Below are 13,648 nucleotides of genomic sequence, written 5' to 3'. Positions count from 1 at the left end.
CGGAAACGACGGCAAGAAGCGGGAAAGCAGCATGACGGGTCATTCGCCTGCTGGTGCGCTGACGGTGGGCCGATCGGCATCGCCGGCGGTCTCGCGGGAGCCGGCGTGGGTTTGCGTGATCAACCCTGCGCGCCTGCCGTTACGTATGCATCTCACAAATCCTTAGAGTAGTCATAAGTCCGTGGTTTTGCGGGAGACTCCGTATTCCTCGCGACGAAATTGCGTACTAGTACGGTTCGTCCATTTGTTTTTTGTTCACCGTAGCGACCGACCCTTGATGCGCGGGTTTTCAGCACTGGCGCTGACGCATCGAAGGGGATGAGCCGTGACACTCCTGAATCTGAACATCCGAGGACGTTTGATCCTGGGCTTTAGTGTGCTCTGCGCGCTGCTGGCCGTCGTGGTCGGCACCACCATCGTCAAGGTTAGCGCCGTGAACGAATTCACCGACCGCACGGTGAACCTTCGTGTGCCGACGGCGATGACAGCAAGCGACGTGGTGGCCGGCGTTTACGCTTCGCTTGCCTCACTGCGCGGCTGGCTGATCACCGGCAATGATACGTTCAAGGCCGAGCGCGCGATTCTCTGGAAGGAAATGCAGCGCTACGGCGCCAGGATGGACGATATCTCGACCCAATGGACGTCCGAGCAAAACAAGGCGGACTGGAAGCAGGCCAGGCCGCTGCTTGAAGAACTACGTAGCGCCCAGGACAAGGCAGAAGCAATCGCCCACACCATCGACGAGCAGCCGGCGGCCAAGATCCTCGCCACCGAAGCCGCGCCGTTGGCCAAGCTCATGCTGCAAAAGGCGACTTCGATCATCGACGAGGAGGGCAGCATTGCCTCGACCGATGCGCGCAAGAGCCTGCTGATCGACTTTGCCGACATGCGCGGCAGCATGGCATCCGCAATCGGCGCGATCCGCGCCTATCTTCTGACCGCGGACAAGGCCTTCAAGACCGAGTTCGAGGAGCTTTGGGCGCTCAACCAGAAAAAGTTCGAGGCGCTCGCGAAGCGCCGCGCTGAAATGACGGTGGCCCAGCAGAGCGCGTTCGACGCGCTGGTGGCAGCCCGCGCCAAATTCTCGCCGCTGCCGCAGAAAATGTTCGAAATCCGCGCTTCCGATCGCTGGAACATGGCGCAGTGGTTTTTGACCAACGAAGCCGCGCCGCGCGCCAACAAGCTGCTCGACATCTTTGCCGGCGCCAAAGACGCGACCGGCTCGCGCGCGGGCGGAATGGTCTCGCGGCAGCAGAATAATCTGAAACGCGACGGCGATGCGATGCTGGCCGAAACCAACTTCCTGATGACGCTGCTCTGGGTTTTGCTCGGTGTCGGCATCGGCGTCGCAGCGACGGTCGTCTATCTCACCAATCGCTCGATCGTGCCGCCGATCCTCAAGATGGTTAGCGCCATGGGTCAGCTCGCCGGCGGCGACCACTCCGTCGCCATTCCCGCGACCGACAAAAAGGACGAGATCGGCCTGATGGCTCGGGCGGTCCTGATCTTCAAGGAGAACATGATCAAGGCCAAGGAGCTTGCCGACAAGGAGGCCGAGGCGATCCAGGCGCGCATTGCGCGGGCGGCGCGGGTGAACGAACTCACCCAGGCGTTCGATTCCAGCATATCGACCGTGCTGCGCTCCGTAGCCTCGGCCTCGACCGAGCTGCAGGCGACGGCATCATCGATGACGGCGACGGCGGAGGAGACTTCGAACCAGGCGACTGCGGTCGCAGCCGCCACCGAAGAGGCCTCCACCAACGTGCAGACCGTCGCGGCCGCATCCGAAGAACTGGCGAGCTCGGTCACAGAGATCGGCCGGCAAGTGGCGCAATCCGCCGCGATCGCCCAGAAGGCGGTCGAGGAGGCCGATCGCACCAACACGACGGTACAGGGCCTGTATGACGGCGCCGCCAGCATCGGCGATGTCGTCAAGCTCATCAACGACATTGCTTCGCAGACCAACCTGCTCGCGCTCAATGCCACGATCGAGGCCGCACGCGCCGGCGAGGCTGGCCGCGGATTTGCGGTGGTGGCGTCCGAGGTCAAGAGCTTGGCCGAGCAGACCGCCAAGGCAACCGAACAGATCGGCGCGCAGATCACTGCGATCCAGAATTCATCGAGCGAGGCGGTGACCGCGATCCGAGGGATCACGTCCACGATCAATGAAATGAACGAGATCGCGTCCGCAATCGCCAGCGCCGTCGAGGAGCAGGGCTCGGCCACTCAGGAAATCGCCCGCAACGTGCAGCAGGCGGCACTCGGCACCGGTGAAATATCGGCGAACGTCGTCGGCGTTCAGCAGGCCGCCGGCGATACCGGCGCCGCCGCCCATCAGGTGCTGCAGGCGTCGAGCGAACTGTCGAAGCAGTCCGAGACGATGCGCGGCGAGGTCGAAGCCTTCCTCAGCAACATCAAAGCGGCTTGATTCTCTCGCGCCGGTCTCGTGCCCCGAACGCAGCGCAGCACGAAGTGGTGCGCTGCAGAGCCGGGGCGCCATCTTCCGCAGCATAGGTCCCGGCTCAGAGGCGCACCGCTGACGCGCTGCGCCGCGTCCGGGACACAAGCTCCTACTTCCTGACGCAGATCACGCGGACCACCGACGCCTTGGCGTCCGTCGATCCGCCAGCCGCGTTGATGCCGTTGGCCTTGAGGAAGTCGCGCACGGTTTCGGCGGTTACCAGCATCGCTTGCGCCGCCGGCACGCCATTGGTAGGTCCCGCCACTTGAACCGGCTTCAACAGCGCGATGCCGGCGAATTTGCCGTCGTCGTCCTGCGCGGGCCCGCCGGAAAAGCCGAGCGCCGGCGCGGGCGTCAGCGTGATGTCGCTGCGGCCGCCTAGCTGGGCCACCGACGCTTTGGTGTTGGTCACCGCCGAGCCGCCACCTTGGTTCTGCGGATCGGCAATGCCGGTGAGGTCGAGCGCCGGTTTGGTGGCGGCAGTGGCGAGATTGAGCGCCTTCAGCCCGCGCGCGCCATAGATGCGCAAGAGCGCCAAATCGTGCTCCTTGTCCTCGGCGACACGATCGGCATTGCCGAACCCTGCGATCGCGACCGTGAGGCAGCCGTCGGTGATCTGGCGGTCGGCCAGAATCGCGCCATCGTCGCCGACGACGACACCGGTGCCGTACTCCACGGTCTTGCGCGGCGGAGGCCCCGCCGTTTGCGCGACCGCCGGAAACGCATTGAACGCGCTCGACATCGCGATCACGACCGGCTCGACCGTGTTCTCGGTGGCCTGGTCGTACATGATGGTGAGGATGCGGACCTCGTCGCCTTTGAAGGTGCCGCGCATATAAAACTTCTTCAGGCCCTGCAGGCCGGACAGGACGAAGAAATCCGGCTTGACCACGGTGTAATCGAGGTTGCGGCCCGGCTCTTTCTTCTCGCGCTCGGCGAGTTTTGCCGTGGTCGGATTGGTTTCCTTGCGCCGCGAAAGCTGGATCTGGATCGTGCCGGTTGGTGACGTCCATTTGGTGCCGTTGGCGTCGCTGGCCTGCTGCGGCACCAGCTTGGTGGGAATGCCGAGCCGCGCGCTAGTGCCGGAATCGATGACGATTTTCCAACCGACGCTCTCCTGCTTTTTCCTGGCAGTATCGGCGAGGAGGCCGCGCTCCTGCGGATTGAGCACGCCGGTTGGTTTGGCCCCGCGCGACTTCTGGAATTCCTTGATCGCATTGACCATGCGCTCGCTGACGTCGCCGGTAATGGCGCCGTTATATTGCCCGACCCAGGCGAGGTCCGACTGCAGCGCCAGCCGCTCGGCCTGGCCCAAGGCCTTCGCGGTGTCCTCCGGCTTCTGCAGCGCGGGACGGATCGGCACCGTCGTGACTTGCTTCGGCTTGGCGCCCGCCGTGGAAGGTGACGTCATTTGCTCCTGCGCGGCGGCCCCGGAGATCACAAAAACCGAGGCTGCGATCGTCAATGTTGCTGAAAGCACCAATCTCATGACAAATCCCGGCAGAATAAGGAGAATGCGATCATTGACGGCCGGCCAATTAAGCACATCTGCTTAGTCGGCAACAACCGCGCCTCGGTTCAGGGGGATCATCCCCTCACCATGAGGATTTGCTAGCGAAGGAAGGACGGCACACGACCATGCTGAGCGCCGACGAACTCGAACGCTACGCCCGCCATATCGTGCTGCGCGAAGTCGGCGGTCCCGGACAGGCCGCCTTGAAAGCGGCGTCTGTGCTGGTGATCGGCGCCGGCGGACTTGGCGCGCCCGTCCTGATGTATCTGGCGGCGGCCGGTGTCGGCAGGCTCGGCGCTGTGGATGACGACATCGTCTCGCTGTCCAATCTGCAGCGGCAGATCATCCACGCCACGCCCGACATCGGGCGGCGCAAGGTCGACAGCGCCGCGGAGACGGTTCATGCGCTCAATCCCCATGTTCGTTTCGAGGCGCATGGGGTGCGTCTCGATGCAGGGAACGTGATGTCGCTGATCGACGATTACGATCTCGTGCTCGACGGCTCCGACAACTTCGAGACCCGCTATCTGGTGTCCGATGCCTGCTTCTTTGCCGGCAAGCCGCTGATCACGGCGGCGCTCGGGATGTTCGACGGATCGCTGACCACGATCCGGGCGCATGAACGGGACGCCGACGGCCACTTCAATCCGACCTATCGCTGCCTGTTTCCCGAGCCGCCGCCCCCCGGCACCATACCGGCCTGCGCTGAGGCCGGCGTCATGGGCGCGCTGGCGGGCATGCTGGGCTCTATGATGGCGCTGGAAGCGATCCGCGAGATCGTCGGCTTCGGCGAGAGCCTGGTCGGTCGACTGGTGATGGTCGATGCACGTGCGATGCGGTTTGAAACCCTGCGCTACGCACGCGATCCGCAAAACCCGCTCAACGGCGATGGACCTGTCATCACCGACTTGAGCGGGCACGCGGCGTAGAGTCCCTGCGTGGCGCCACCCCCACCCCGGCCCTCCCCCGCAAGAGCGGGAGAGGGAGTGGTTCAGCGCTTCTCGCTGTCCATATGCGCAAGCTGCGACTCCGGATACCGCGCGCCAGCCGCCACGCCGGGCGGAAACGCCTCGGCCAGTGCGGCCAAGTGAGCCCGCGTCAGTTTCACATCGAGCGCGCCGAGCGCCTCGGCGAGACGGTCACGACGGCGGGCGCCGACCAGCGGCACGATGTCGTTGCCCTGCGCGGCGACCCATGCAATCGCGACCTGTGCAGGGGAGGCGCCGAGATCGCTTGCAATCGCACGCAATGAGTCCACCAGCGCCAGATTGGCGTCGAGATTGCTTCCCTGGAAACGCGGGCTCATGGCACGAAAATCCTTGGTTCCGCGATCGGCCGTCCAGTGTCCGCTGATCAGCCCGCGCGACAGCACGCCGTAGGCCGTGATGCCGATGCCGAGTTCGCGGCAGGTCGGCAGGATGTCGTCCTCGATGCCGCGCGAGATCAGCGAGTATTCGATCTGCAGATCGGTGATCGGGTGCACCGCATGGGCGCGGCGGATGGTCTCCGCGCCGACTTCCGACAGGCCGATATGCCTGATCCAGCCGGCCTTCACCATGTCGGCCATCGCACCGACTGTCTCCTCGATCGGTACGTCCGGGTCGAGCCGTGCCGGTCGGTAGATATCGATTGTATCGACGCGCAGCCGCTGCAGCGAATAAGCGAGGAAATTCTTGATCGCCGCCGGGCGGCTATCATAGCCGGACCAGTTCTTTGCAGGATCGCGCAGCGCGCCGAACTTGACGCTGATCTGGACGCTATCGCGGCCGCGCGCGGCAAGCGCTTCGCCGATCAGCATTTCATTGTGACCCATGCCGTAGAAATCGCCGGTGTCGAGCAGTGTGATGCCGGCATCGAGTGCGGCGTGGAGGGTGGCGATGCTCTCGCTGCGGTCGGCCGGGCCGTAGAAGTCTGACATGCCCATGCAGCCGAGGCCGATGGCGGAGACGGTTGGCCCCGTCGCGCCGAGTTTGCGTGTTTCCATGGCGGTTTCTCCTCGTAATCGGCGCCGGATCTGCGCCCGTGATGACGAGGCTGATATGAACCTTCTCGACTGAACCGGTAAGGTGGACAATTTCAAATAGCTTGTTCACTATACCGAACAATGAAGGATATCGACCTCCGCGACCTCGATGCTTTTGTTGCCGTGGCGCGCACCCGGAATTTCCGCCGTGCCGCGATCGAGCAAGGCGTCTCCGTCTCAAGTCTCAGCCAGCGGCTGCGCGACATGGAGGAGCGGCTCGGCGTGCGCCTGATGAATCGCACTACGCGCAGCGTAGCCCTCACCGAAGCCGGCGAGTTGTTGCTGGGGCGTGTCGGCCCGGCGCTATCGGATGTCGGTGCGGTGCTCGATCAGGTGCGCGGCCTGCGGGCTGTGCCGTCGGGGCGTCTGCGCATCAACGCGCCGCCGCCGGCAATCGACCTCGTGCTGGCGCCGATGGTCGCGCCGTTTCTCGAGAAGCATCCCAAGGTCGAGCTGGAGATCGTCGGTGAGAGTGCGTTTGTCGATATCGTCGCCGGCGGGTTCGACGCCGGCGTGCGCTATGGCGAACATCTGGCGCAGGACATGATCGCGGTCTCGCTCGGGGCGCCGCAGCGTTACGCGGTGGTGGCGTCGAAGGAATATGTTGCTCAGCATGGTCGACCGGAAGCGCCGAAGGATCTGCTCGACCACGCCTGTATCCGCACCCGCTTCGGCAGCGGCGCGATGCTGGATTGGGAGTTCGAGAAAGCGGGCCGCGTCGTGAAGGTCTCACCGCCGGCCAAGCTGGTCGCGACCTATCTGGGCCTGGCGTTGCGCGCCGTCCATGACGGGGTGGGCTTCTGGTTGACGTTCGAAGGTTATGTTCGGTACGGCATCAAGTCGGGCGCGCTGGTCAGCGTGCTCGACGACTGGTGCCCGCCGTTTCCGGGACCGTTTTTGTATTATCCGAGCCGTCGCCAGCCGCCGCCGGCGCTTGCCGCGTTCGTGGCTTTCGTCGCGGAATGGCGGAAGCGGGAGCGGCGGAGGAGCGAAAAATTTCCCGTCGTCCCGGCCAAGCGAAGCGCGAGCCGGGACCCATAACCACCGATGTTGCCTGTCGGAAAGAACTTGGGCCCAGCTTGTCGTAACCACAGGCCTGTGGTTATGGGTCCTGCTTTCGCAGGGACGACTTCGTTGAAGCCTCCCGCTCACAGCATGCTGGGCAGTACGCGATCCGGCGGCTTGTGGTTGTCGAGGAAGGTCCGGATGTTGATGATCACCTTCTCGCCCATCTCGACGCGGCCTTCGATGGTGGCCGAGCCCATATGCGGCAGCAGCGTCACCTTGCCGGCTTTGGCGAGCCGCACCAGCTTCGGATTGACCGCAGGCTCGTGCTCGTAGACGTCGAGCCCGGCGCCGCCGACGTCGCCGGCTTCGAGCAGCTTGATCAGCGTATCCTCGTCGATCACGCCGCCGCGCGCGGTGTTGACGATATAGGCGTCCTTGCGGATCAGCTTGAGCCGCCGGGCCGACAACAGGTGATAGGTCGCCGGCGTGTGCGGACAGTTCACCGAGATGATGTCCATCCGCGCCAGCATCTGGTCGAGGCTTTCCCAATAGGTCGCGCCGAGTTCCTCGGCAATAATAGGCGCCACCGGGCGGCGGTTGTGATAGTGGATCTGCAGGCCAAAGGCGCGCGCGCGGCGAGCCACCGCCTGGCCGATGCGGCCCATGCCGATGATGCCGAGGCGCTTGCCGCCGATGCGGTGGCCCAGCATCCAGGTCGGCGACCAGCCGGGCCAGTTCTTGCCGTCGGGGAGGATCGTCGCGCCCTCAATCAGTCGCCGCGGTACTGCGAGAATTAGCGCCATGGTCATGTCGGCGGTGTCTTCGGTCAGGACCTTCGGCGTGTTGGTCACCGTGATGCCGCGCGCATGTGCCGCCGTGACGTCGATATTGTCGACGCCGTTGCCGAAATTGGCGATCATGCGCAGCTTGCAGTCAGGGTGCTTGAGCATTTCCTCACTGATCATGTCGGTGACGGTCGGCACCAGCACGTCGGCCGAGCGGCTGGCTTCGGCAATCTGCTGCGGCGTCATCGGCGTGTCGTCGAGATTCAACCTCGCGTCGAACAGCTCGCGCATCCGGGTCTCGATCGAGTCCGGCAATTTGCGAGTGACGACGACGAGAGGTTTTTTCTTGATCGACATGTCCTGCTCTCATGAGGGAGGTGCGCAGAGGCGCGCCGTTCAGACCTCATTAACCCGGTTGTTCGACACTGCGATGGCCACGCGGTCTCGGTATCCGGCTGTTTGCTGAGGTAGGTCCCTTGGGTTCCCCAATACTTGCCTCGGATTCTCGGCGGAAAATCCGGGCGTTCTGGTTCTAGGCGTTCCGTCCTCTCTATCAGAAGACCGGGCCAAGACAAGAACCCTCGGCCGTCGCAAGCCGGGTGCGGCCAAAGCGGGGCACGGGGTCTGGGGTTTCGGGCGTTAGCGGGCGGTTTCAACTCGGAGAATTCGAGTTGGGTGTGGCTCGGCAGGAGACGGGTTGATGGCGTTGGGGCGTTTCTGTTCGGTAGCGGTGCTGGCGGCGTGCTGGCTGGTCGCTTCCGTCAGCACAGGGTTTTCGGCCAAGGATTCGGCCACCACCACGAGCGGCCTCCCGGTGCCACGCTATGTCAGCCTCAAATCCGATCATGTGAATGTGCGGGCCGGTCCTACCAAGGACAACGACGTCGCCTGGGTCTATACCCGCTCCGGCCTGCCGGTCGAAATCACCGCTGAGTTCGAGAACTGGCGGCGCGTGCGCGATTCCGAAGGCGCCGAGGGCTGGGTCTATCATTCGCTGCTGTCCGGCCGCCGCACTGCGGTCGTCACCATGAAGAGCAAGAACGAGTTGGCGTCGCTGTACGATAGTCCCGATCCGACCAGCGCGGTTGCCGCCCGCCTGCAGGCCGGCGTCGTCGCGCAAGTCAAGAAATGCGCCAATGGCTGGTGCCGCATCGTCGGCAACGGCTTTGACGGCTGGATCGAGCAGCAGCGCCTGTGGGGCGTGTATGCGGACGAGAGGGTGGAGTGAGGCCGCCAGCGCGTCGTGCGCAGAACTGTAGGGTGGGCAAAGCGAAGCGTGCCCACCATTTCTTCAGCGGCGTTGGATAGATGGTGGGCACGGCGCAAACGCGCCTTTGCCCACCCTACGAATTTTCAAACCAGAAGAGTCAGCGCTTCTTGCGCAGCCGCACGACCATGTCGATGCGGGCGATCTCGTAGCCCTCGGGCACGTCGGGCATCTTCGACAGCACCAGGTGCGGATCGGGAATGTCGACCAGCTCGTGGTTGTTCTCGAGATAAAAGTGGTGATGCGCGGTGACGTTGGTGTCGAAATAGGTCTTGGTGCCGTCGACCGAGACCTGGCGCAACAGGCCGGCGTCGGTGAGCTGATTCAGCGTGTTGTAGACGGTGGCCAGCGACACCGGAACCTTGGCAAGCGTCGCTTCTTCGTAGAGCATTTCCGCAGTCAGATGGCGGGCACCCTTGCCGAACAGCAGCCAGCCCAGCGCCATGCGCTGGCGGGTGGGCCGCAGACCCGCGGCCTGCAGCATTTCGTTGACGTCGTGCCAAGGACAGCCGGTCAACGAAGGCTGGTGTCCGGCGGCGCGGGCAGCCGGATCGATACCGTCGTCGTTCAGGGGCGAGGCTTGGTCGGTTCTGTCCACTTCGGGTACCACACGCGCTAACTTGGGCAATATTCTTGCCCAATATAAAAGGAAATCAGGTAGATGCAAGTTTTTCGCAACTAGAACCGGCCCAAGGTTAAGAGGAACCAGCGTGACTATGGGACGTTTTAGCCCGTTCCAGCGCTTTGCCGGGCCCTAATGCCTATGTTACAGAGCGCGCGGACCACATATGCAATATCGGCAGAGACTAACGCCGATAGCACCCTAAGTAGCGCCAAATTGCGGGAAACAAACGTTCTTCCCGTGGGGAAACGGGTCCGGTTCGCTCAAAAGCGCTCCATCGGGACATCTAAGGTGAGGCTGAATACGATGCTGGATCGGCGCAGCGGTTATGAATACGAGGATTTGCTTGCCTGCGGTCGCGGCGAGATGTTCGGCCCCGGAAATGCGCAGCTACCACTGCCGCCGATGTTGATGTTCGACCGCATCACCGAGATCACCGACAAGGGCGGCGAGTTCGGCAAGGGTCTGATCCGCGCCGAACTCGATGTGAAGCCGGACCTGTGGTTTTTCGGCTGCCATTTCAAGAATGACCCGGTGATGCCGGGCTGCCTTGGCCTGGACGCGATGTGGCAGATGGTCGGATTTTACCTCGGCTGGATCGGCGGCGAGGGACGCGGCCGGGCGCTAGGGCTCGGGGAACTGAAGTTCTCCGGCCAGGTGCTGCCGAACGCCCGCAAGGTTGTGTACAACATCGACATGAAACGCGTGATGCGTTCAAAGCTGGTGCTCGGCGTCGGCGACGGCTGGCTTTCCATGGATGGCGAGATTATCTATCGCGCCAAGGATCTGAAGGTCGGGCTGTTCAAGCAGGGCTTCGCGCCGGGCGGCTGAGCAACGCGATCAAGCAGCAGCAAACCTTCACAGAACACGTAAACGGCAAGGCGAGGCGATCATGAGGCGGGTTGTCATCACGGGGATGGGTATCGTCTCATCCATCGGAAACAACACCCAGGAAGTGCTTGCGAGCCTTCGCGAGGCAAAATCCGGCATCACGCGCGCGGAAAAGCACGCCGAACTCGGTTTTCGCTCGCAGGTGCAGGGCGCGCCAACACTCAATCCCGCTGACGTCATCGATCGTCGCGCCATGCGATTCCTCGCCGAAGGAGCGGCTTGGAATCACGTCGCGATGGAGCAGGCGATCCGCGATTCCGGCCTTGAACCCAACGAAGTCTCCAATGAGCGCACCGGCATCATCATGGGGTCGGGCGGACCGTCGACGCGGACGCTGGTAGAAGCGGCCGACATCGCGCGCACCAAGGGCCCGAAGCGGATTGGCCCGTTTGCGGTGCCGAAGGGCATGTCGTCAACGGCCTCGGCGACGTTGGCGACCTGGTTCAAGATCAAGGGTGTGAATTATTCGATCTCGTCGGCCTGCGCGACCTCGAACCATTGCATCGGCAACGCCTATGAGACGATCCAGATCGGCAAACAGGATGTGATCTTCGCCGGCGGTTGCGAGGAGCTCGACTGGACCCTGTCGGTGCTGTTCGACGCCATGGGCGCAATGTCGTCCAAATACAACGACACGCCGGCGACGGCCTCGCGTCCCTACGACATCAGCCGCGATGGTTTTGTCATTGCCGGTGGCGCCGGCGTGGTGGTGCTGGAAGAGCTCGAACGTGCCAAGGCGCGCGGCGCACGCATTTACGGCGAACTGGTCGGCTATGGCGCGACGTCGGACGGTTACGACATGGTGGCGCCGTCGGGCGAAGGCGCCGAGCGCTGCATGCGCATGGCGATCTCGACGGTGAAGACGCCGATCGACTACATCAATCCGCACGCCACCTCGACGCCGGCCGGCGATCCGCCGGAGATCGAGGCGATCCGAAGGGTGTTCGGCACCGGCGACAAGTGCCCGCCGATCTCGGCGACCAAGGCGTTGACCGGCCATTCGCTCGGCGCTACCGGCGTGCAGGAGGCGATCTATTCGCTCCTGATGCTGAACAACGGCTTCGTCTGCGAGAGCGCCCATATCACCGAACTCGATCCGGTGTTTGCCGACATGCCGATCGTGCGCAAGCGCATCGACAACGCCAAGCTCGGCACCGTGCTGTCGAACTCCTTCGGTTTCGGCGGCACCAACGCCACGCTGGTGTTCAAGCGGCTGGATGCGTAGCTTTTAATTGGTTGTCATGCCCGCCACCGGGTCTCGCCTTCGGCGAGCCATGAGAGGCTCCGTCGGGGCATCCAGTACGCCGCGGCGCTCGTGATAATCTCTGATCCTCGCATTACTGGATCACCCGCCTTCGCGGGTGATGTCATCAACGAAATGAGTGGAGCGTAGGCGAATGCAAGACCTGATGAAGGGAAAGCGGGGGCTGATCATGGGCGTCGCCAATGATCATTCGATCGCCTGGGGGATCGCCAAGACGCTTCACGCGCAGGGCGCCGAACTCGCCTTCACCTATCAGGGCGAGGCGCTCGGCAAGCGCGTCAAGCCGCTGGCGCAATCGCTGAACGCCGACATCGTGTTGCCTTGCGATGTCGAAGATATCGCCAGCGTTGATGCGGTGTTCGAAACTCTGCGAGCCAAGTGGGGCCATCTGGATTTTCTTGTCCATGCCATCGGCTTCACCGACAAGGACGAACTTCGCGGCCGCTATGCCGACACGACGCGCGAGAATTTTTCCCGTTCGATGGTCATCTCGTGCTTTTCCTTCACCGAGACGGCGAAGCGTGCTGCCGATCTGATGCCCGAATCGGGGGGCTCGATCATTACCCTGACGTTCGGCGGCTCCACCCGCGTGATGCCGAACTACAATGTCATGGGAGTGATCAAGGCCGCGCTGGAAGCTTCGGTGCGCTATCTCGCGGCCGATTTCGGTGGGCGAAAAATTCGTGTTAACTCGATCTCGGCCGGCCCCGTGCGAACCCTTGCAGGAGCGGTCATCGGCGATTCTCGTGCGATGTTTGCGTTCATGCAGAAGCATTCGCCGCTCGGGCGTGGAGTAACGCTGGACGAACTCGGCAACTCGGCGCTCTATTTGTTGTCCGACCTTTCGACCGGCGTTACCGGCGAAATCCACTACGTCGATTCCGGTTACAACGTGATCTCGATGCCGCGGCCCGAAGAGCTGAAGGGCGAGTAGGATTGTAGCCCGGATGGAGTCGGTCCGTACGGTGGGCAGAGCGCAGCGTGCCCACCATTCAGGAGAAGGTCTGGCGATAGATGGTGGGCACGGCGCAAGTGCGCCTTTGCCCACCCTACGATCTTCGCGGGTGACGACAACGGCGGCGCCTCACCCCGCCGCGATCTTCTCCGCGCGCTGGAAGGCCGGACGCGCCGCGCAGCGGTCGATATAAGCGTCGAATGACGGCCGTGGCGGCACCATCTTGAACATCCGCACCGCGAAATTCAGCCCCGAGCCGAGCATGATGTCGGCGGCGGAGAATTTCTCTCCGAGAATCCAGGGGCCCTTCTGCAGGGCGGCATCGAGCACGTCGAACGTCTGGGTCGCACTGCCCCATGACGCCGTGCTCGACGGCACCTCCAGCTTCGTGAAGAGCTGGATCAGCGCCGGTTCGATGCAGCTCGGCGAGAAGAACAGCCACTGCAGATATCTTGCGCGCAGCGGATCGGTGGCGGCCGGCGCAAGGTCGGTTTCCGGATAGCGGTCGGCGATGTAGGCGCAGATCGCGGCCGCTTCTCCGAGCGCGGCGTCGCCGTCCTTCAATCCCGGCACCTTGCCCATCGGATTGATCGCTAGATACTCCGGCGCCTTCTGCGCGCCCGTGGTGATGTCGGTGAGCACGCGCTCATAAGGCAGCCCGGCTTCTTCCAGCAGCCAGATCGCGGAGAACGAGCGGGAGCGCGGCGACCAGTAGAGTTGGATCATGGGACGAACCTTTCTTCGACGTGGACGAACAGCGCTTGTTCATTGCGCGTCTACCGCGAATTGGCAACGCACTACGCCTGGAACTAACGAGCCGTGCTCCAACGATATGTTGGTCAACTTCATTTCGCGCAGC

The 13,648-nt window shown here is 63.4% G+C and carries 12 protein-coding genes; 7 read left to right on the top strand and 5 right to left on the bottom strand.

Features of this window, described 5'->3' with window-relative positions; all coding sequences use genetic code 11:
* The first annotated feature begins 325 nt into the window (after positions 1-325).
* Complete coding sequence (locus tag YUO_RS0114235) at positions 326-2,428, top strand: HAMP domain-containing methyl-accepting chemotaxis protein (RefSeq protein ID WP_028347876.1); 2,103 nt, start codon at positions 326-328, stop codon at positions 2,426-2,428.
* 142 nt (positions 2,429-2,570) lie between these two features.
* Here the strand turns inward: YUO_RS0114235 and YUO_RS0114230 are convergent, their stop codons facing one another.
* A complete protein-coding gene (locus YUO_RS0114230; protein ID WP_028347875.1) occupies positions 2,571-3,950 on the bottom strand; it encodes a serine protease in 1,380 nt (459 codons plus the stop codon).
* Positions 3,951-4,099: 149 nt separating this feature from the next.
* Between YUO_RS0114230 and YUO_RS0114225 the strand changes: the two genes are divergently transcribed.
* A complete protein-coding gene (locus tag YUO_RS0114225) occupies positions 4,100-4,903 on the top strand; it encodes a HesA/MoeB/ThiF family protein (protein ID WP_028347874.1) in 804 nt (267 codons plus the stop codon).
* 62 nt (positions 4,904-4,965) lie between these two features.
* Here YUO_RS0114225 and YUO_RS0114220 read toward each other — a convergent pair whose 3' ends face one another.
* Positions 4,966-5,958 (bottom strand): aldo/keto reductase, encoded by a 993-nt coding sequence (locus YUO_RS0114220; protein WP_028347873.1) that lies wholly within the window; start codon positions 5,956-5,958, stop codon positions 4,966-4,968.
* Positions 5,959-6,078: 120 nt separating this feature from the next.
* Here YUO_RS0114220 and YUO_RS0114215 point away from each other — a divergent pair, with 120 nt between their 5' ends.
* Positions 6,079-7,038, top strand: a complete 960-nt coding sequence (locus YUO_RS0114215) for a LysR family transcriptional regulator (RefSeq protein WP_028347872.1) — start codon at positions 6,079-6,081, stop codon at positions 7,036-7,038.
* Between the two features lie 107 nt (positions 7,039-7,145).
* Here the strand turns inward: YUO_RS0114215 and YUO_RS0114210 are convergent, their stop codons facing one another.
* On the bottom strand, positions 7,146-8,147 hold the full coding sequence (locus YUO_RS0114210) for a 2-hydroxyacid dehydrogenase (protein ID WP_028347871.1): 1,002 nt from the start codon (positions 8,145-8,147) through the stop codon (positions 7,146-7,148).
* 343 nt (positions 8,148-8,490) lie between these two features.
* On the opposite strand from YUO_RS0114210, the gene YUO_RS0114205 reads away from it, so the two are divergent.
* The gene (locus YUO_RS0114205; protein ID WP_028347870.1) at positions 8,491-9,018 is read left to right on the top strand and encodes an SH3 domain-containing protein; all 528 of its coding nucleotides are present in this window, start codon (positions 8,491-8,493) and stop codon (positions 9,016-9,018) included.
* Between the two features lie 139 nt (positions 9,019-9,157).
* Here YUO_RS0114205 and irrA read toward each other — a convergent pair whose 3' ends face one another.
* Positions 9,158-9,628 carry an iron response transcriptional regulator IrrA gene (irrA, locus tag YUO_RS0114200; RefSeq protein ID WP_051379439.1) on the bottom strand — a complete coding sequence of 157 codons (471 nt, stop codon included), beginning with the start codon at positions 9,626-9,628 and terminating at the stop codon, positions 9,158-9,160.
* Between the two features lie 357 nt (positions 9,629-9,985).
* On the opposite strand from irrA, the gene fabA reads away from it, so the two are divergent.
* From fabA to fabI, 3 genes are all read left to right on the top strand, one after another.
* Positions 9,986-10,510, top strand: coding sequence for a 3-hydroxyacyl-[acyl-carrier-protein] dehydratase FabA (gene fabA, locus YUO_RS0114195; RefSeq protein ID WP_028347868.1), 525 nt, complete (start codon positions 9,986-9,988; stop codon positions 10,508-10,510).
* A 61-nt stretch (positions 10,511-10,571) separates the two neighbouring features.
* On the top strand, positions 10,572-11,795 hold the full coding sequence (fabB, locus tag YUO_RS0114190; RefSeq protein ID WP_028347867.1) for a beta-ketoacyl-ACP synthase I: 1,224 nt from the start codon (positions 10,572-10,574) through the stop codon (positions 11,793-11,795).
* Between the two features lie 172 nt (positions 11,796-11,967).
* Positions 11,968-12,768 (top strand): enoyl-ACP reductase FabI, encoded by an 801-nt coding sequence (gene fabI / locus YUO_RS0114185; protein ID WP_028347866.1) that lies wholly within the window; start codon positions 11,968-11,970, stop codon positions 12,766-12,768.
* Between the two features lie 150 nt (positions 12,769-12,918).
* Here the strand turns inward: fabI and YUO_RS0114180 are convergent, their stop codons facing one another.
* Positions 12,919-13,515 (bottom strand): glutathione S-transferase family protein, encoded by a 597-nt coding sequence (locus tag YUO_RS0114180; protein WP_028347865.1) that lies wholly within the window; start codon positions 13,513-13,515, stop codon positions 12,919-12,921.
* Positions 13,516-13,648: the final 133 nt, after the last annotated feature.

The organism is Bradyrhizobium murdochi (assembly GCF_000472965.1).
In the GTDB taxonomy this organism is placed as follows: Bacteria; Pseudomonadota; Alphaproteobacteria; order Rhizobiales; family Xanthobacteraceae; genus Bradyrhizobium; species Bradyrhizobium murdochi.
The sequence above is the reverse complement of the archived record's forward strand: the minus strand, read 5'-3'. Positions and strand labels throughout refer to the sequence as shown.